Below are 16,653 nucleotides of genomic sequence, written 5' to 3'. Positions count from 1 at the left end.
GGTTTACTCCTTGCTATCGGCTATTAACTTTGGTATTCTAATTCTACCGTGCTAGACGGGGAGGTTGCGGTGCCCTGTAACCTGCAATCCGCAATAGCAGGGTTGAATTCCTATCCTAGGTTTTCTTATGTGAGGCTGCCTTATGGCGGCGGTGTTGAGGAGCGGGTCCTGTGCAACGCGAACCCATGAATCTGGTCAGGTCCGGAAGGAAGCAGCCATAAGTGGATCATCGCGTGTGCCGCAGGGTAGCCTGCTCTGAGCTGCTACCATAAGTAACGCTTGGATAAGAATTATCGAAGATAGGTGCACGGTACTTATCACGCATGTACAGATAGCATGTTTCCAAAGGGAAGCATGCTATTTTTGTTGGTGTTTATTTTACGATCCAATTATTTTTTGTTGGAATTTGACGATAACTAGCGAAACATTTCCATGCTTTTCAAGCGGATAGAATGAAGGTTTTATGAGTATTTTCACGAATTTTCATAATAGGCGGAAAGGATTTCGGTTTCTTTCCTTTCAAAATACGTCATAGGCCAGGAGGGACAAGCAATGAGTGCACTTTCTTCGTTACATCTCGTTGGCTCGTCCGGTCGATTGCAGCGGTTCATGCATCAACTGCCTACTGCCGTTTTATTGGTGAATCAAGCGGGTAGTATCGTGGAGGTCAACGAACAACTGCTTCGTGTAACCGGATATTCACGCGATCAACTAGTCAATCAGCCAATCAGCTCTCTTCTTCCCCATCGAGGTTCCATAGAGCACCTGTATGAGGAATATTTGCGAAGGGAAGAAGAAGTGGGAACCAAAGGCGAGGTCGAACTGGAATGGCGTGATAAACAAGGGAAATGCAGGAACACATCTGTCATGATCATGGCACAGCAAGCAGAAGAACTTCTGTACATGATTCATTTTCCCCAACTCCTAAAAGAAAGCGATCAGCTTTTATCGCAACGATTGCTGACCAAACTGACCTATGATACAAGCATGGGCTTGTTTATCCTCGACGAGAAATCAATCATTATCGAAGCCAGTCAGACGGCGTGTAAGCTACTGGGTATGGAGAGACTGGACGTCATCAATAAGCACGTCGATCAAGTATTTAGCGGCATCCCCGAACCACATCGGTTCATTAAAAAAGAACTGTTGGAAGGCGTAAAGCTGCAAAATGTCGCGACTTCCTGGACTAATGACAACCAACGCTATGAGCTGATTGTCGACGCAAATACACTCCAAGACGAGTCAGGGAAAATAGTGGGGGCGTTTATTCTTTTCAAAGACATAACAAACCTGCGATCCTTTGCCCAAAAGCTCGAGCGGAATGAGCGCTTGGCGATGATCGGGCAAATTGCTGCTGGTACAGCACATGAGATTCGCAATCCCCTTACCTCGATCAAAGGTTTTCTGCAAATGTTCCTCAAGTTATTTGGTGACAGTGGCATGGAGAGGGAGAAAACGTACACCGAAATCATGCTCACAGAAATCAATCGCATCAATTCTTTAGTCAGTGAATTCCTGCTATTGAGCAAGCCGCGTAATATTCAATATTCCATGGTCGACTTAAATACCGTTTTTGAGGAAATTTTGCCGATCGTCGAGTCGCAGGCGAATCTGTACGGAATTGATGTCCAGTTTGCCTCTTGCGGTAAACTTCCGATGGTCGTCGGGGATAACGAGCTATTGAAGCAAGTGTTCATTAATATCTGCAAAAATGGAATAGAAGCAATGGGAGAGCAGGGGTCGCTTCAGATTTCCCATCATTTCGATCAGGATGGCGACAAAGTGAGTATCGATATTCACGATTCAGGTCCAGGCATTCCGCTTTACATTATTGATAAGATTTTTGATCCGTTTTTTACGACAAAAGAGGAAGGGACAGGGCTCGGATTGTCTGTCTGCCAAAAAATCATTCACGATATTGGCGGTCAAATCCGTGTCTCCTCCAAAGGGTTTGGGACGACCTTCCATATCATGCTGCCATATTAGGTGTAGAATGCGTCCCGCACAATTGTGAACGGGGCGTTTTTTAAGTGAGACATGTCCGTTCACTTTGTACGAACGGTGGCAATCGTGTATACTGAATAGGATATAGAAGAGGACTGTGCAGATGGGGAGTGTCACACGAACATGGCTTATACCGCGCTATACCGCGTATACCGACCGCAGACTTTTCAAGACGTAGTCGGACAAGAGCATGTTACGACAACCTTGCGTAATGCTTTACGCGAAAATAGGCTGTCCCATGCCTATTTATTCAACGGTCCCCGAGGTACGGGAAAAACAAGTGCAGCCAAAATTATGGCGAAAGCAGTGAACTGCGAGCAGCCCATAGATGGCGAGCCATGCAATCAATGCGATACGTGTAGAGCCATCTCCAACGGTTCTGTAACGGATGTGCTGGAAATCGACGCGGCATCCAACCGTGGTGTTGAAGAGATCCGCGACATTCGCGACAAAGTGAAATTTGCCCCGAGCGACGTCAGGTATAAAGTGTACATCATCGATGAGGTGCATATGCTGACGACAGAGGCATTTAACGCTTTGTTAAAAACACTCGAAGAGCCGCCGTCCCACGTCATTTTTATTTTGGCGACGACAGAGCCGCACAAGCTGCCAGCTACGATTATCTCTCGTTGCCAGCGCTTTGATTTTCACCGAATTCCTCTGAGAGTGATGGTCGATCTTTTGCAAAGGATTTGCCAATCACAAGGGGTGCAGGTGGAGGAGCAGGCCCTGCAGCTCGTAGCGAAGATGGCTGAAGGTGGAGCCCGTGATGCTCTTAGCTTGTTGGACCAAGCGATTAGCTATAGCAAGGACGAGGTTCGTGCTAGTGATATTATGCAGATTACGGGCACAGTTGCCCAATCTTACTTTTCTGTGCTTGCGCGACATATTGCCGAAAATGATATTGCGCAGGTCATGGAGCAATTTGATAAAGTCATGGTGCAAGGGAAGGACCCGGAGCAGTTCCTGCACGATTTCCTCTACTATTACCGCGATATGCTGTTATTGAAGACAGCGCCGCAGCTAGAAGAGATTGTCGAGCGGACCATGATTGATGACCAGTTTGCAGAGGTTGCAAAGCTGTACTCGTTTCCGGTACTTTACGCAGCGATTGAGACCTGCAATCAGGCTTTGTCGCAATTAAAATGGTCGACCTATGCAAGGGTGTTGGTTGAACTGACCCTTGTCAAAATGTGCCAGCCTAATGCGAATGCGACGGAATCTATGGGAGCCTCACCCGTTAACAGCGAGGAACTGACCGCGATGTCCAATCGTATCCGCGTTTTGGAAGAGCGTTTGGTTCAAGTGATGCAAGGTCAGGTGAGCATTCCCGGCCAGCAAAAGGCCGAAGAAACGCGCAAGAGCGAACCAAGGCGCATAGCTGCGGCTTCTGGTGGTTCACGAACCCCGATGAATAGAGTCAGGGAAGTCGCGAAGGCCATGGATGAGAATTTGACGAGACAAGTGCGTGGGCAGTGGAGTCAAATTTTGACCGAACTGAAAAAGATCAAGATCCAGTACCAGGCTTGGCTAGTCAATGGTCAACCGGTAGCTGCCGGCAATGAAGCGGTTGTCGTTACCTTCAACAGTGCTATCCATTGCGATAAGACGATGGAGGCAGAGCTTCGGAGCGTGATCGAGCGCGTTATGTCTACGGTGTTGGGCAGGCCCTTGCAGCTCTTGTCTGTCATGGAGGAAGAGTGGCAAAGTGTAGACCAGCAGGTTGGTCAAAAAGACGCTTCTGATGAGCCAGAAGAGGACCCGTTTTTTGCGGAAGCCATCAAGCTCGTCGGAGAAGGTCTTGTTGAAGTCAAAGACTAAATCATACACTCATAACCATTTAGGGAGGATACCTCAATGAAAAACATGCAGCAAATGCAACAAATGATGAAGCAAGTGAAAAAAATGCAGGAAGAAATGCAAAAAGCGCAAGAAGGCTTGAAAGAGAGAATCGTGGAAGGCTCTGCTGGTGGTGGTGCTATCACTGTGAAAATCGATGGACATAAGCAAATCAAAGACATCGTGATCAAGCCAGAAGTAGTAGACCCTGAAGATGTAGAAATGCTGCAAGACCTGGTGCTCACTGCTGTGAACGATGCACTGCGCAAAGCAGATGAAATGGTAGGCAAGGAAATGGGCAAATTTACTGGAGGCATGAACATCCCAGGCCTGTTCTAAAAATTGGGCAGGAAAAGAGGAGTAGGCGATGTTTTATCCAGAACCGGTCTCAAAGCTCATTGATGGTTTTATGAAATTGCCCGGCATTGGTCCCAAAACGGCTGGGCGGCTTGCCTTTTTTGTGCTCAATATGAAAGAGGACGACGTGCTTGATCTGGCAAAAGCATTGGTCAATGCCAAGCGTCAGCTTCATTACTGCTCGGTCTGCAACAATATTACCGATCTCGATCCATGTCATATTTGTCGGGACAAACGCCGTGACGGCTCCATCATCTGTGTGGTGCAAGAGCCGCGAGACGTGGTAGCGATGGAGAAGACGCGAGAGTTTGAAGGGTATTATCACGTTTTGCACGGGGCGATTTCTCCTATGGATGGGATCGGTCCGGAGGATATTCGCATTCCTGACCTGTTGAAGCGCCTCGGTGACGAGCAGGTGAAGGAAGTCATTTTGGCGACCAACCCGAATATCGAAGGGGAAGCAACAGCGATGTACATTTCCCGGCTGATTAAACCTTTTGGCATCCGCGTGACGCGTATCGCCCACGGCTTGCCAGTCGGTGGAGATTTGGAGTACGCCGATGAAGTCACGCTGACCAAAGCATTGGAAGGCAGACGCGACCTATAAAGGAATTTTAAAAAGTCGTCCTTTGATCACGATGTAGTTCTAGATGATCATTCGACATCGAAATTGTCGTTCACCTTCGAAGTCCGGTGCTCATGTAGGTCCCCTACACTCCGCTCCTCCTTCTTCAGGTTCTCGCCACTTTCTCGGTGCTGAAAGGACGACTTTTTAAATATTATCCTAAAGTACGCTATAGATAGAAAAGAAGACGGGGTCTGCCTGTCTTTTTTTCGTTTCAAGAGGAGGATGCAGGATGCCAGTTATTCGTATGGAGTTTTTGATAGATGCTCCGCGACAGGTCTGCTTTGATGCTGCCAGAAGCATTGATTTGCATATGGAATCAACCGCCAGTACGAAGGAGAGAGCCATTGGAGGAGTAACGAGCGGACTGATAAACCTGGGGGAGACTGTTACCTGGGAAGCCATTCACTTCGGTATCAAACAAAATTTGACGGTGAAAATCACAGAGATGGAGGAACCGAGCTATTTCGTGGATGAGATGGTTTCTGGCGCATTCAAACGGTTTCATCACACGCATGAGTTCATTCCGATTACGGACAATCAGACGAGGATGATCGACATTTTTGATTACACATCTCCGCTGGGTATTTTGGGAAAGCTCGCGGATTCGTTGTTCTTGGAGGCGTATATGACGCGGTTTTTACGAACGCGCAATGAATATCTCAAGCAAGTGGCAGAAACACAGATCAAAGCTTTGCAATCTTGATGAGAAATGCCGGACTTTTTTGAATGGACGAGACATACAGTGAAATAGGAGCGTGAGGAGATGCTGACAGGACCAGGACTGTCGCTTGCGAGTGGGATACGGCGACAAAAGTCCACTCCATGGGCGATCATGCTGTTTATTGGGTATTGGCTCATGTTTGCTGCGGAGTTATCCATGATTCGTTTTCACAAGGGGGTAGACGGAAAGTGGGTCGCTAGTACCGTCGGGCAACCGGAGGTGTGGTTAGGATTACTTGCATTTGGGGTGACGGTATTTAGCTTCATTGCGACCGTTGGTTTCATTGTGAGCCTGCTAAAAGAAAGACGGCAGCTGACGTCATGGCTATGGCAATATGACGAGCTTACAGGGAATGATGTACTGCATATTGTAGCTTGGCTGCATGTGTTTCAAACGGGCGTACTGCTGTTGTATGGGTTTTTATTGGAAGGTACCTTCTTTTCCATCGGTACGATCGGAGGGATATTGGAATCAGCTATTTTTCAACTGTTCCTGTTGATTTTGATTCCGCTGTGGTTTCGTGGACGACTGGGGGAAATCGGTGTTCGCCGACCTGTACGACTAGGCCGGATGCTGTTGATGCTCGCTGCTCTGTTTCTTTTGATTGCACTAGTGATGGATGCGGTGGTGACTAACCCAATTGCCGACTGGTTTGGACTGTCTCTATCTTCAGAGCGAGAGCAGCAGATCGAGAAAGAGATTGTGCAGGCGAAAGAAACGGATATTTTGGCGGCGCTCACCTCACTCGTGGTCATTGGCATCTTGGTTCCGATTGCGGAGGAGATTTTGTTTCGGGGCGTGATTCAGACTTATCTGGTTCAGAGAATTGGGCCTCTTTTGGGTATTTTCCTGAGCAGTCTCTGGTTTGGGCTCCTACATATGGATCTAGCCCTATTTGCTCCACTTTTTGTCATTGGACTTTTACTCGGATTCGTTCGACATCGGTACCAATCAATCTGGGGAGCCGTTTTGTTGCATGCGTTGAACAACATGACAGGGGTACTTTACTACTTTCAATGAGGGGGAAGCTTGCTGGTGAGTAGGTGGAGAAAAAGAGCACGGTTCGTGGTGGAATGGAATGAAGCGAGCTTGGATGTGGCAGTCAATCAGGCGCGAATGGACTGGCAGCATGCCCGCCATCTTGTGGAGATCAGTGAACCGGATGGCGGTTTGGATGATGTTATTTACTATTTGCATGTGACCGAAAAGCGGTATATGTATTTGCTCGCGCAAGCAAAGCGCGAAAGGAATCGCCAACAGGCATAGGAGGAAAAGCCGATGACTACAGGGTGGGTTATAGCACTGATTGTAGTTGGAATTTTGCTGGTGATTGCCGTCAGCAAATCTGTCACGAGCCCGATCAGGTGGATTGGATTTGGGATCATGCAAGTCGTGATTGGGGCACTATTGCTGTTTTTCACCAATCTGGTTGGAGAGCTGGCTAACTTCCACATCCCGATAAACCCGGTGACGGCTCTGCTCGTCGGACTTCTCCGTTTGCCTGGATTGGCGGCGTTGATTGTCATCAAGCTATGGGTTATGTAAAGGTGTATCGATTCGGTTATCCATCGGTAAGCAAAAAGGCAACGCCGCGATCCTCGTATTTCACACGGCTATGACTTGGCTGACGAAAGGAAGCAAGGAGGGCGAGGAGGCGTGGCAGCGAGATGATCAACGTTCCGGTGATCAAGGTGAGCCCGTATCCTTCCGAAAGCCACACATAAGCCCCGGCTGTAATCGCCATACTCCCCACGTTTACCGTCAGCTCACTTCCCCGATAGACAGAGAGCGGGATGGGAAGTGGATAGCCTGCCCCCCACCATGGAGAGACGAGCATATCGGCAGTTGTCTTTGGCTTATGGCCGCGCAGAAGAGCATACAGTCGAAATAAGACCAAATGACAGATCGGTATTACGGGTAGAATCGCTAAAGTCACAATCAGCGTATAAGCGGGGACTTGTAGCATGAATGAGTGCCAAATAAGGGACAAGCCTAATAACAGCAGTTGAAAAAGGTAGCCGACGAATCGCCAGCGAAAACGATAGAGCAGCTTGTAGCTATAGATCGTATGGGCGGCGGTTTCTTTCATGAGAAGTCACTTCCTTTGACAGCGGTCTGGATGAATGAAAGTTTGCGTTTCCATTATCGCACAGTCGCAAATCTTGAGAAAGCTCATACAACGAATGAAACAAGCCGTTTGTCTAGCCTGATTAGACTGACGGCTTTTTGTTATGGAAAGGATAAAAGGAATGATAGGGGTAGGGCGTAAGGAGGGAAGAAGAGCGTGAAGCTTTCGGTCATTTCAGAGGAGGTCGTAGCCAGATTCGGAAATGAGCTAGGAGCATGTGGAATCGAGCTGGTTGTTTGCAGCACAGATGCCATTCAAGAAGGCGCCAATGGATTTTTGCTGACAAAAGAGAGTGATGGCAAGCTTTTGCAGGAAAGGGTGCAACAGCTGGGGACGGGGCCATGGCTTGCGCTTGTCTACGGAAGTGATGTGCCATACGACTGGGCGGATACTTTACATACCCAATACGAGCACACCGGGGAGTATGAGGTCATTCGCATGGCGTTATTTACCCACGAGCGTGCTTTGCTTGGAGGGGAACCTGATGGGAGATGGATGCGATTCCTCTGTAGGCTGCTCGCTCGTTACTCACTGGTGACGATGGTATGCGGGATGCGCGAAGTGGATGAAGCGCTTCGGCAATTGCCGCGCTATTTGGCGTGGAAGGAGCAGTTTTATATCGAACTTGGTGCCAGCTGCGATGAGAAGGGAATTTCTCTGCTCCAAGTCAGTCGCGCGCTCGGAATGGACAAACGAATCGGTCACGGCTGGCTCTACCCTTCCCGTCAGGACCCTTCTCTCATCGTTCGATGGCTTGAAAAAGAATGCAGGCTCGTTCTACAAAAAGCCAATATACAGCGGATCGTACTTTGGGGAGAGGATTCGCTATGGGAGCAGATGTCTTCTGACTGGTTGGCTGGAAAGGACGTTGCCATGTACACGGGGGAGGACAAGCCAATTCCGAACAAAAGGATGACGCGTTGGACGCTATACGATTCGTGGCAGGATGCTATAAAGGATGCGGATTTGCTCGTGATCGGGAATGCTGCGGGAACGACCATTGCAGAGCTGCCGTTATCAGAGCTGGTTAGCAGAATGAAGCATTCCTATGTCATTGATGCGGCAGCTTGCTTCCCTGTGCAGGAAGCCCAGTCCTACTTCCAAGCCTACCGAGCTATCGGCGAAAACACGAACGTTTGGGAATGATGCTGACTATAATAGGGTATAATGATTGGTATATTGAGGAAAAGGGCAGGCGTTTTCACTATGGAAAAAGTTGCTCAGCGATGTATCGTCTGTGAACAGGAGCAGAATGACGGAATCGCCATTTGTGAGCAGTTTATCTGTCAACGGTGCGAACAGGAAATGGTCAATACCGATGTACAGGATGAAAAGTATCCGTTTTTTATTCATCAGATGAGACGCATTTGGTTGCGAAAAGATGCGTGAAGAAAGAAGGCATCGGTGCATTCCGGTGTCTTTTTTTTGCTGGATTCATGCGTGTCCAAATCATGCTAAAATAGGGGAATAAAAATAAAGGACGTGAGTCGCGCGTGTTGGAGAGAGATGTTGAATTTCGGGAGCGACAAAAGCGTGCGCCCCTTTATGAACAGCTTGAACGGCACGCCAAGCATCGGCCGCATCCGTTTCATGTGCCAGGACATAAAATGGGCCACAGCTTTGACAACCATGCGAAAAATCGTTTTCAAGACATTTTGGAGCTGGACGTAACGGAAATTAGCGGGACAGATGACCTGCATCAGCCACAGGGTGTCATTGCAGAAGCGCAGGATTTGGCGGCGCAAGCCTTCCATGCGGAACAGACCAAGTTTTTGATCGGAGGAAGTACAGTAGGAAATATCGCCCTCATCATGACGGTATGCAGACCGGGCGACAAGATACTCGTACAACGCAATTGCCATAAGTCTGTATTCAACGGCATTATGATGGCGAGAGCAACCCCGATCTTTTTAGTACCTGCCGTCGATCTGGCAACAGGAGTCGCTGCGGGTGTAAGGCGCGAAGATGTAGAGCGTGCGCTGCTTGCACACCCCGATGCGAAGGCAGTTTTTTTGACGAATCCGACCTATTATGGAATGGGTATCGATTTGGCGAAAATGGCGGCTACTGTCCATCGGTTTGACGTACCGCTTTTAATAGACGAAGCCCACGGTGCCCACTACGGTTTCCATCCTGCCTTTCCGCGTTCTGCCATGCAGGAAGGTGCAGATGCTTCGGTCCAATCGACACACAAAATGGGAACAGCGATGACGATGTCCTCGATGCTGCATATTCAGGGGGAGCGGATTGATCGTGAACGGTTGTTCCGCCATCTCGCCATGCTTCAGTCTTCCAGCCCATCCTATGTGCTGATGGCTTCGCTCGATGTAGCCAGACGTCATCTGGTGTTGGAGGCGACCGAGGAGTGGAACAGGTTGTTGCCGCTTTTGGACAAGTTTCGGGAGCGACTCGATCGACTGGACTGGCTGGATTGGCCGCGACTGTCCACGAACAGCGTATACGCTACGCTTGACCCGTTGAAGCTGTTTTTCCATTTGCGAACAGCCCAATTCAGTGGATTTGACTTGCAGAAATGGATGGAAAAGCACGGGATTTTCTCGGAGCTGGCGGATGACTCTCATGTACTCCTTGCAGCCTCGACAGGAACAGGCTCCCGTGACCTGGAAGCTTTGTGGAGATTGCTTGAATCGATGGCGCCACAAGTAGAACCGGGGGAGGAGCGCATTCTTTTGGCGGGAGTCGTGTCTTCCCATTATTTGCGCGAGCAGGCATTGCCGATGCATGAAGCCGTTGACTGCCCGAGGGAGTCGATTCTTTTGGAGCAGGCTCTGGGACGCATTGTGGCAGAGATGGTGATTCCATATCCGCCAGGGATTCCGGTGCTGGTGCCAGGCGAGCGGATCGATGAAGAAAGTCTAGCGATGCTAAAGGAATTGGCGAGAGGACAAACACGATTCCACGGCGTACAAGACGACCAGCTACAAACGATACAGGTTTTACGATAATTTAAGCAACTGGCCTGCTACAACAGGGGTGGAAGGAGTATGGAAGTGGCAACAGGAAAAAAAGGCCGATTTATTACGATAGAAGGCGGAGAAGGGGCTGGGAAATCCACCGTCATCGCCAAGCTGTACGAAGAGCTGAAAACGCGGGGAGTCGATGTGCTTTTGACTCGTGAGCCCGGTGGAATTGATATCGCCGAAAAAATTCGGGAAATTATTTTGAATCCGGCCCACACGCAGATGGATGAAAGAACAGAGGCTCTCTTGTATGCGGCAGCACGTGGTCAGCATTTGGCGGAAAAGGTGTTACCTGCTTTGGCAGAGGGCAAGCTGGTACTGTGCGACCGTTTTATCGACAGTAGTCTCGCCTATCAAGGACATGCGCGGGGATTGGGCATTGATGCTGTCTACCAGATTAACCGATTTGCTGTCGGGGACTGTATGCCGGAATTGACTTTATTCTTTGATGTACAGCCCGAAACCGGATTGGCACGGATTAATGCCTCTCGTGGACGAGAAGTAAATCGTCTCGATCTGGAAGGGATGCGTTTCCATGAGCTTGTTCGGGAAGGGTATCAGCTGGTCATGAAACGCGACCCAAAGCGCTTTGTCGTCATTGATGCCGAGCAGCCGATGGAACAAGTATATCAATCTGCCCTACAGGCACTGCTAGACAGATTGTAAAGGCTGTAAGGTTCCCTGTACCGCAGGATGATGTACATGCTGTATAATATGTTTAAGCGAAATAACGTACCAAGCCTACGTGTTTTTCATACAATGAAGAAGCCAAATTGGGAATGGATCATGGGAGAAAGGGTGATAGCCGATGAAAATGGTAGTTGCGGTCGTCCAAGATAAAGATAGTGGTCGTCTGTCTCAACAACTGGTGAAAAAAGGTTTTCGTGCTACGAAGCTGGCTAGTACGGGTAGCTTTTTACGCGCCGGTAACACAACTTTTTTGATCGGTACGTCTGACGAAAGCGTGCCGGAAGTAATCGACATCATTGCGCATAATTGCAAATCCCGCAAACAAATGGTCACTCCCGTCTCTCCACTCAGTAATGCTGTAGACTCGTTCATGCCCTATCCGCTGGAAGTACAGGTGGGTGGTGCGGCAGTATTCGTATTGGATGTCGGGGAGTTCCACTCATTTTAATGTGGTTCCTTCTCTCTTTTTTCGCAGCTTTCGTATATACTTGATCTCATGGGGACAAACCCTGTATTGGATCGGGCGACGGAGGTGGCGATATGAAAATCAGTGATGGGTTACGGCCTAAACTGGACTTGATTAAAACGACGGATTCACGCAAGAATCCTCAACTGGAAAAGCTGAATTTTGGCACGATGATTCAAGGAGAAGACGAACGTATGTCTCAGGAGAAGCTTACCCGGCTGCTGACAGACATAGACAAGCAGGGACAGATTCTTGCTCGTTCCCGCGCTGTTCGTGACTTCTATGCTTATAAAAATCTCGTCAAGCAGTTCATGGAAGAGGCTGTGAAGTTTGGCATTGCCTTAGATGACAGACGAGGAATGAATCGACGTGGTCGCAGCAGGCTGTACAAGGTCGTCAAAGAGGTGGATGCAGAGCTGCTCAAGCTGACAGATGAGCTCTTGAGCGAGCAGGCACCAACGATTGATTTGTTAGCCAGGATTGGCGAAATCCGCGGCATGTTGATCAATTTGTATTTTTAGTGGGTGTGAAACCATCATGACATGGACCCGTTTTTCTCAGCAGCCACGAGCACAGGAACTGCTGTCTCATAGTTTGCGCAACGAACGACTGGCACACGCCTACTTGCTGGCGGGTCCCAAAGGTTCAGGTAAAAAGCAGATGGCCCTGCATCTGGCGAAGTCCCTTTTTTGTTCAGAAAGGGAGGCAGACGCCTGCGGGGCCTGTGTTACATGCAGGCGCATAGAGGGTGGCAACCACCCGGATGTGTTGTTTATTACGCCTGATGGGGCTTCGATTAAGATCGACCAGATCCGTTCGCTGCAAAAAGAAATGGCGATGCGCGCCGTCGAGTCGTCACGCAAGGTATATATCATCGAGCACGTCGATAAAATGACGACACAGGCTGCCAACAGTCTGCTCAAGTTTCTGGAGGAACCGCCCGCTGGTGTACTGGCACTACTTTTGACAGAGCACAGCCATGCGATTCTTCCTACGATTTTATCTCGATGCCAAATCGTTCAATTTTCACCACTTTCTGCAGAATCGATTGCGGAAAAGCTGCGTGCAGAGGGCGTTTTGGCGGGAATGGCGCAGGTTGCCTCCCACATTACGACAAATGTGGAAGAAGCTATGACACTCAGCCAATCAGAATCGTTTGCACAGCTAAGAAATCTAGTGATACAATTGGTGCAGGAGTGCAAACAGCGCAATTCATCTGCACTCTTAACGATCCATGATATGTTGCAAAAGAGCGACAAAAGTAAAGAGGAACTACCCCTCTTTTTAGATTTGCTCATCCTTTGGCTGCGCGATATCCTGTATTTGCAAGTAGGCAGGCATGCCCATCTCATTAACAGCGACCAACAGGATGTGCTGCAAGGACAAGCACTGGTATGGACAAAAGCTGAGCTCTTGCGTGGGATAGATTTGGTCATGGAGACGAAAAATCGGATAGAGCGAAATGCCAACGCACAGTTGGCTCTTGAGCGGTTGGTTCTTCAATTCCAGGAGGGATAACCCTTGTACGAGGTTGTTGGGGTCCGCTTTAAGAAAGCGGGCAAAATATATTACTTCGACCCTGACCGACTGCCGATTGAGCAAGACTGCACCGTCATCGTGGAAACGGCGCGAGGGGTCGAATTTGGCAAGGTCGTCATTGGCAAAAAAGAAGTGGCTGAGTCTGATGTCGTATTGCCGCTGAAAAAGGTCATTCGGATGGCAGACGAGCGAGATGCAAAACAGGTGGATGAAAACAAGCAAGCCGCCAAGAATGCTTTTGCTGTATGTCAGACGAAGATCAAAGAGCACAAGCTCGATATGAAGCTGGTCGATGTGGAATACACGTTCGACCGCAACAAGATTATCTTTTATTTTACTGCTGACGGCAGGGTTGATTTCCGTGAGCTGGTAAAAGACCTCGCCTCCGTATTCCGCACCCGGATTGAGCTTCGCCAGATCGGTGTGCGTGACGAAGCCAAAATGCTCGGCGGGATCGGTCCTTGTGGCAGGTTGCTTTGCTGTTCGACGTTCCTCGGCGATTTCGAGCCAGTCTCGATCAAAATGGCCAAGGACCAAAATCTTTCGTTGAATCCAGCCAAAATCTCCGGTCTATGCGGCCGGTTGATGTGCTGTTTAAAATACGAGAACGACAACTATGAAAGCTCGAAGGATGAGATGCCGGACGTCGGCAAATTGGTCACCACCCCGATGGGGAATGGACGAGTCGTTTCCGTAAACGTGCTTGACCAATCTGTTCAAGTAGAGCTTTCAATTGACAAACGTGTCACCGAATTCGGATTGGATGAGATTGCGATAGGTCTCCCCACCTTTGAATAAAGTGTGGGGGTAGGGGAGAGGTGAGCTAGTGGACAAACGGGAAATCTTCGTCAAGATGGCGAGCATTGAAGAACGTATTGGCGACCTTTATAAGGAAATTGGTGAACTGAAAGACGTCATCGTTGTTTTGATGGAGGAAAACGCCCAATTACTCGTTGAAAACCAGCACCTTCGCAACCGACTAGACAGGAAAAAGACCGGCTCCCAACCAAAACAAAAGGGAACAAGCCCTGTCGCGAAGGAAAAAGCCAAAAAGGCAGTGGTCGGCGAAGGATATGACAACCTAGCCCGTTTGTACGCGGAAGGATTTCATATCTGTAATGTGCATTTCGGCAGCCTGCGAAAAGAAGGGGATTGCCTGTTCTGTCTCTCATTCCTGAGCGGCGGCCCTCAAAAATAAGCGGTGAGTAACCAGCACCACATGAAAAAGCGACCTGGGCCACGTGTCAGGTCGCTTTTTTCCGGATAAGAATAATAAGACAAGAACAAAAGGGAGTACGAGTCGCAGATGGAACCTGTCACCAACGTGCCGCTTTACGAAACAGAGCGCATCGATGATTTATTGACACATGAAATGAAAATAATCCAGAGTCACGAGGTGTTTTGCTTCTCGATGGACGCGGTTCTTTTGGCGCGATTTGCATCGGTGCCGAAACGCGGAAAAGTATTGGATATGTGCACGGGCAATGGTGCTATACCGCTCATTATGACGACGCGTACGCCAGAAGCCAGTTTTGATGGAATCGAAATTCAAGAGCGTTTGTTCAGCATGGCGAGCCGCAATGTGACATTGAATGGTTTGAACGAGCGAATTACGATGCATCATGGCGATGTGAAGGATGCGGTGTCGCTGTTTGGGCACGGGAATTTCGATTTGATCACCTGCAATCCCCCATATATGCCTGCGACCAGTGGGGAGAAAAACATCAGCGAGCACTTTGCGATCGCTCGTCATGAGATTATGCTGTCCTTGGAGGATGTCATTCGCGTGGGGAGTCAGTTGCTAAAAAATGGCGGGAAGCTGGCGCTCGTGCATCGATCCACACGTTTAATCGACATCGTTTCGCTTATGCGCCAATACGGCATTGAGCCGAAACGAATGCGTCTGGTTTATCCGCGTAGGGAAGCTGAGCCGAATATGGTTCTGATCGAGGGAATAAGGGGTGGAAAGCCGGAGCTGAGAATTCAGCCGCCGCTGATTGTGTATGAAAATGGAGAGCAATACTGTGAAGAACTACAGGAAATTTATTATGGCAGACGAGATTCCCTCGAGTAAGAGTCACTATGTCTACATCCTCTCTTGTGCGGATGGGACACTCTACACCGGATATACAACAGAGCTGATCCGTCGCTTGGCTGCTCATAATGAAGGAAAGGGTGCCAAGTATACGAGAGGCCGCGGGCCAGTGGAGCTGCTCTATTGGGAAGAAGGAGCAGACCGTTCCTGGGGTCTCAAGCGTGAAGAGAGCATCAAACGATTAACGCGCAAGAAAAAAGAAGAATTGATTGGAGGGGCCTCCGAATGAATGTGCAACGCAGTTTTGCGTCAGAAGAAGCAGGAGTCCTTTATTTGGTGGCTACACCCATCGGTAATCTCGATGATATCACGGTGCGGTGTCTAAATACGTTGCGTGAAGTCGATGTCATCGCGTGTGAAGATACGCGCCAGACGAGAAAGCTGCTGAATCATTTTCAAATCGAAAAACGTACGGTCAGCTATCACGAGCATAATAAGGAAGCAAGTGGAAATGGGTTGTTACAGTGGCTCGCCGAGGGCAAAAAGATTGCCTTGGTAAGCGACGCTGGCTTGCCGGCTATTTCCGACCCGGGCGCGGAGCTCGTACGAGATGCGACCACAGCCGGATTTTCTGTTATCCCCGTTCCAGGTGCCAATGCGGCGTTGACAGCTTTGATCGCTTCCGGTCTTCCTACTGATCGCTTTGTATTTTGCGGATTTATGGGACGCGAAAACAAAGAAAGACGCGAAGAGCTGGAACGACTGAAGCGATATTCAGAAACGCTGATTTTTTATGAAGCTCCTCATCGGGTGGAAAAGACGCTTGCGGCCATGCGGGAAGCGTGGGGGAATCGGCGAGCTGTCCTGGCAAGAGAACTGACAAAGCGCTACGAGGAATTTGCGCGCGGGACGTTGGACGAGCTGTTGGAATGGCTCAGAAGCGGCGAGGTGCGCGGTGAGTTTTGTGTCATTGTCGAAGGCAACACCGGTCCGCTGGAAGCGGAAGTCGATGATGCATGGTGGCAGTCACTGAGTATCGTGGAGCACGTGGATCATTACTGCGCACAAGGCATGGGAAAAAAGGAAGCCATCAAGCAAGCAGCTGATGATCGAAACGTATCCAAACGAGATGTTTACAACGAGTATCATCGTGAATAAAAGGGAATGAGTGAGCAAAGCTGGCCGATGCGGTCGGCTTTTTTCTTTTCGTCATCTCGACGGGTTACGTTTAATACGATGGTAAGGGGTACCGCGGTGTTTTCGGA

21 protein-coding genes and 1 other RNA gene are annotated in these 16,653 nt (G+C 49.2%); 21 read left to right on the top strand and 1 reads right to left on the bottom strand.

From position 1 onward, the window contains the following. The first annotated feature begins 46 nt into the window (after positions 1–46). The 9 genes from ffs (at position 47) to HP401_RS15955 (ending at position 7,094) form a co-directional block, all read left to right on the top strand. Positions 47–311: signal recognition particle sRNA large type (ffs, locus tag HP401_RS15995), an RNA gene on the top strand. A 241-nt stretch (positions 312–552) separates the two neighbouring features. Next, positions 553–1,986: a PAS domain-containing sensor histidine kinase gene (locus tag HP401_RS15990; protein WP_012683843.1), complete on the top strand. Its 1,434-nt coding sequence runs from the start codon at positions 553–555 to the stop codon at positions 1,984–1,986. A 141-nt stretch (positions 1,987–2,127) separates the two neighbouring features. Then, positions 2,128–3,825, top strand: a complete 1,698-nt coding sequence (gene dnaX / locus HP401_RS15985) for a DNA polymerase III subunit gamma/tau (RefSeq protein ID WP_173605690.1) — start codon at positions 2,128–2,130, stop codon at positions 3,823–3,825. 45 nt (positions 3,826–3,870) lie between these two features. Continuing rightward, the gene (locus tag HP401_RS15980) at positions 3,871–4,182 is read left to right on the top strand and encodes a YbaB/EbfC family nucleoid-associated protein (protein WP_026134079.1); all 312 of its coding nucleotides are present in this window, start codon (positions 3,871–3,873) and stop codon (positions 4,180–4,182) included. Positions 4,183–4,210: 28 nt separating this feature from the next. After that, positions 4,211–4,807 carry a recombination mediator RecR gene (recR, locus tag HP401_RS15975; RefSeq protein WP_012683846.1) on the top strand — a complete coding sequence of 199 codons (597 nt, stop codon included), beginning with the start codon at positions 4,211–4,213 and terminating at the stop codon, positions 4,805–4,807. A gap of 250 nt (positions 4,808–5,057) precedes the next feature. Further along, positions 5,058–5,531 carry an SRPBCC family protein gene (locus tag HP401_RS15970; RefSeq protein ID WP_173605689.1) on the top strand — a complete coding sequence of 158 codons (474 nt, stop codon included), beginning with the start codon at positions 5,058–5,060 and terminating at the stop codon, positions 5,529–5,531. 60 nt (positions 5,532–5,591) lie between these two features. Beyond that, complete coding sequence (locus tag HP401_RS15965; protein WP_173605688.1) at positions 5,592–6,569, top strand: CPBP family intramembrane glutamic endopeptidase; 978 nt, start codon at positions 5,592–5,594, stop codon at positions 6,567–6,569. Between the two features lie 15 nt (positions 6,570–6,584). Next, on the top strand, positions 6,585–6,815 hold the full coding sequence (locus HP401_RS15960) for a DUF2508 family protein (RefSeq protein ID WP_173605687.1): 231 nt from the start codon (positions 6,585–6,587) through the stop codon (positions 6,813–6,815). A 12-nt stretch (positions 6,816–6,827) separates the two neighbouring features. After that, positions 6,828–7,094 carry a pro-sigmaK processing inhibitor BofA family protein gene (locus tag HP401_RS15955; protein WP_173605686.1) on the top strand — a complete coding sequence of 89 codons (267 nt, stop codon included), beginning with the start codon at positions 6,828–6,830 and terminating at the stop codon, positions 7,092–7,094. A gap of 16 nt (positions 7,095–7,110) precedes the next feature. On the opposite strand, the gene HP401_RS15950 is transcribed toward HP401_RS15955, so the two are convergent. After that, positions 7,111–7,638: a hypothetical protein gene (locus tag HP401_RS15950; RefSeq protein ID WP_173605685.1), complete on the bottom strand. Its 528-nt coding sequence runs from the start codon at positions 7,636–7,638 to the stop codon at positions 7,111–7,113. A gap of 195 nt (positions 7,639–7,833) precedes the next feature. Between HP401_RS15950 and HP401_RS15945 the strand changes: the two genes are divergently transcribed. The 12 genes from HP401_RS15945 to rsmI all read left to right on the top strand — a co-directional run bounded on the left by HP401_RS15945 (position 7,834) and on the right by rsmI (position 16,546). After that, entirely contained in the window at positions 7,834–8,823 is a 990-nt protein-coding gene (locus tag HP401_RS15945; protein ID WP_173605684.1) for a hypothetical protein, read from the top strand. A 60-nt stretch (positions 8,824–8,883) separates the two neighbouring features. Next, a complete protein-coding gene (locus HP401_RS15940) occupies positions 8,884–9,066 on the top strand; it encodes a sigma factor G inhibitor Gin (protein ID WP_007719893.1) in 183 nt (60 codons plus the stop codon). A gap of 104 nt (positions 9,067–9,170) precedes the next feature. Continuing rightward, positions 9,171–10,643, top strand: a complete 1,473-nt coding sequence (locus HP401_RS15935) for an aminotransferase class I/II-fold pyridoxal phosphate-dependent enzyme (RefSeq protein ID WP_173605683.1) — start codon at positions 9,171–9,173, stop codon at positions 10,641–10,643. Positions 10,644–10,682: 39 nt separating this feature from the next. Beyond that, entirely contained in the window at positions 10,683–11,324 is a 642-nt protein-coding gene (tmk, locus tag HP401_RS15930; protein WP_173605682.1) for a dTMP kinase, read from the top strand. A gap of 142 nt (positions 11,325–11,466) precedes the next feature. Continuing rightward, complete coding sequence (locus HP401_RS15925) at positions 11,467–11,796, top strand: cyclic-di-AMP receptor (protein ID WP_007719896.1); 330 nt, start codon at positions 11,467–11,469, stop codon at positions 11,794–11,796. Positions 11,797–11,888: 92 nt separating this feature from the next. Next, positions 11,889–12,335 (top strand): YaaR family protein, encoded by a 447-nt coding sequence (locus tag HP401_RS15920; RefSeq protein ID WP_173605681.1) that lies wholly within the window; start codon positions 11,889–11,891, stop codon positions 12,333–12,335. A gap of 16 nt (positions 12,336–12,351) precedes the next feature. Further along, complete coding sequence (gene holB / locus HP401_RS15915; RefSeq protein ID WP_016740906.1) at positions 12,352–13,332, top strand: DNA polymerase III subunit delta'; 981 nt, start codon at positions 12,352–12,354, stop codon at positions 13,330–13,332. A gap of 3 nt (positions 13,333–13,335) precedes the next feature. Then, positions 13,336–14,151 carry a PSP1 domain-containing protein gene (locus HP401_RS15910; protein ID WP_012683857.1) on the top strand — a complete coding sequence of 272 codons (816 nt, stop codon included), beginning with the start codon at positions 13,336–13,338 and terminating at the stop codon, positions 14,149–14,151. 28 nt (positions 14,152–14,179) lie between these two features. Beyond that, positions 14,180–14,551 (top strand): DNA replication initiation control protein YabA, encoded by a 372-nt coding sequence (gene yabA, locus HP401_RS15905; protein ID WP_173605680.1) that lies wholly within the window; start codon positions 14,180–14,182, stop codon positions 14,549–14,551. A gap of 108 nt (positions 14,552–14,659) precedes the next feature. Next, a complete protein-coding gene (locus HP401_RS15900; RefSeq protein ID WP_007719904.1) occupies positions 14,660–15,427 on the top strand; it encodes a tRNA1(Val) (adenine(37)-N6)-methyltransferase in 768 nt (255 codons plus the stop codon). Beyond that, entirely contained in the window at positions 15,402–15,677 is a 276-nt protein-coding gene (locus tag HP401_RS15895) for a GIY-YIG nuclease family protein (RefSeq protein ID WP_007719905.1), read from the top strand. The genes HP401_RS15900 and HP401_RS15895 overlap by 26 nt, the downstream gene beginning before the upstream one ends. Next, the gene (gene rsmI, locus HP401_RS15890) at positions 15,674–16,546 is read left to right on the top strand and encodes a 16S rRNA (cytidine(1402)-2'-O)-methyltransferase (protein WP_173605679.1); all 873 of its coding nucleotides are present in this window, start codon (positions 15,674–15,676) and stop codon (positions 16,544–16,546) included. Before HP401_RS15895 ends, rsmI begins: the two co-directional genes overlap by 4 nt. The last annotated feature ends 107 nt before the right edge of the window (positions 16,547–16,653 follow it).

It is taken from the genome of Brevibacillus sp. HB2.2 (genome assembly GCF_013284275.1).
In the GTDB taxonomy this organism is placed as follows: domain Bacteria; phylum Bacillota; class Bacilli; order Brevibacillales; family Brevibacillaceae; genus Brevibacillus; species Brevibacillus brevis_D.
The sequence above is the reverse complement of the archived record's forward strand: the minus strand, read 5'-3'. Positions and strand labels throughout refer to the sequence as shown.

Coding starts and splice junctions, on each gene's coding strand:
- HP401_RS15990 (WP_012683843.1), top strand. CDS start 553: ATGAGTGCACTTTCTTCGTTACATCTCGTTGGCTCGTCCGGTCGATTG.
- dnaX (WP_173605690.1), top strand. CDS start 2,128: ATGGCTTATACCGCGCTATACCGCGTATACCGACCGCAGACTTTTCAA.
- HP401_RS15980 (WP_026134079.1), top strand. CDS start 3,871: ATGCAGCAAATGCAACAAATGATGAAGCAAGTGAAAAAAATGCAGGAA.
- recR (WP_012683846.1), top strand. CDS start 4,211: ATGTTTTATCCAGAACCGGTCTCAAAGCTCATTGATGGTTTTATGAAA.
- HP401_RS15970 (WP_173605689.1), top strand. CDS start 5,058: ATGCCAGTTATTCGTATGGAGTTTTTGATAGATGCTCCGCGACAGGTC.
- HP401_RS15965 (WP_173605688.1), top strand. CDS start 5,592: ATGCTGACAGGACCAGGACTGTCGCTTGCGAGTGGGATACGGCGACAA.
- HP401_RS15955 (WP_173605686.1), top strand. CDS start 6,828: ATGACTACAGGGTGGGTTATAGCACTGATTGTAGTTGGAATTTTGCTG.
- HP401_RS15950 (WP_173605685.1), bottom strand. CDS start 7,638: ATGAAAGAAACCGCCGCCCATACGATCTATAGCTACAAGCTGCTCTAT.
- HP401_RS15940 (WP_007719893.1), top strand. CDS start 8,884: ATGGAAAAAGTTGCTCAGCGATGTATCGTCTGTGAACAGGAGCAGAAT.
- tmk (WP_173605682.1), top strand. CDS start 10,683: ATGGAAGTGGCAACAGGAAAAAAAGGCCGATTTATTACGATAGAAGGC.
- HP401_RS15925 (WP_007719896.1), top strand. CDS start 11,467: ATGAAAATGGTAGTTGCGGTCGTCCAAGATAAAGATAGTGGTCGTCTG.
- HP401_RS15920 (WP_173605681.1), top strand. CDS start 11,889: ATGAAAATCAGTGATGGGTTACGGCCTAAACTGGACTTGATTAAAACG.
- holB (WP_016740906.1), top strand. CDS start 12,352: ATGACATGGACCCGTTTTTCTCAGCAGCCACGAGCACAGGAACTGCTG.
- HP401_RS15900 (WP_007719904.1), top strand. CDS start 14,660: ATGGAACCTGTCACCAACGTGCCGCTTTACGAAACAGAGCGCATCGAT.
- HP401_RS15895 (WP_007719905.1), top strand. CDS start 15,402: ATGGCAGACGAGATTCCCTCGAGTAAGAGTCACTATGTCTACATCCTC.
- rsmI (WP_173605679.1), top strand. CDS start 15,674: ATGAATGTGCAACGCAGTTTTGCGTCAGAAGAAGCAGGAGTCCTTTAT.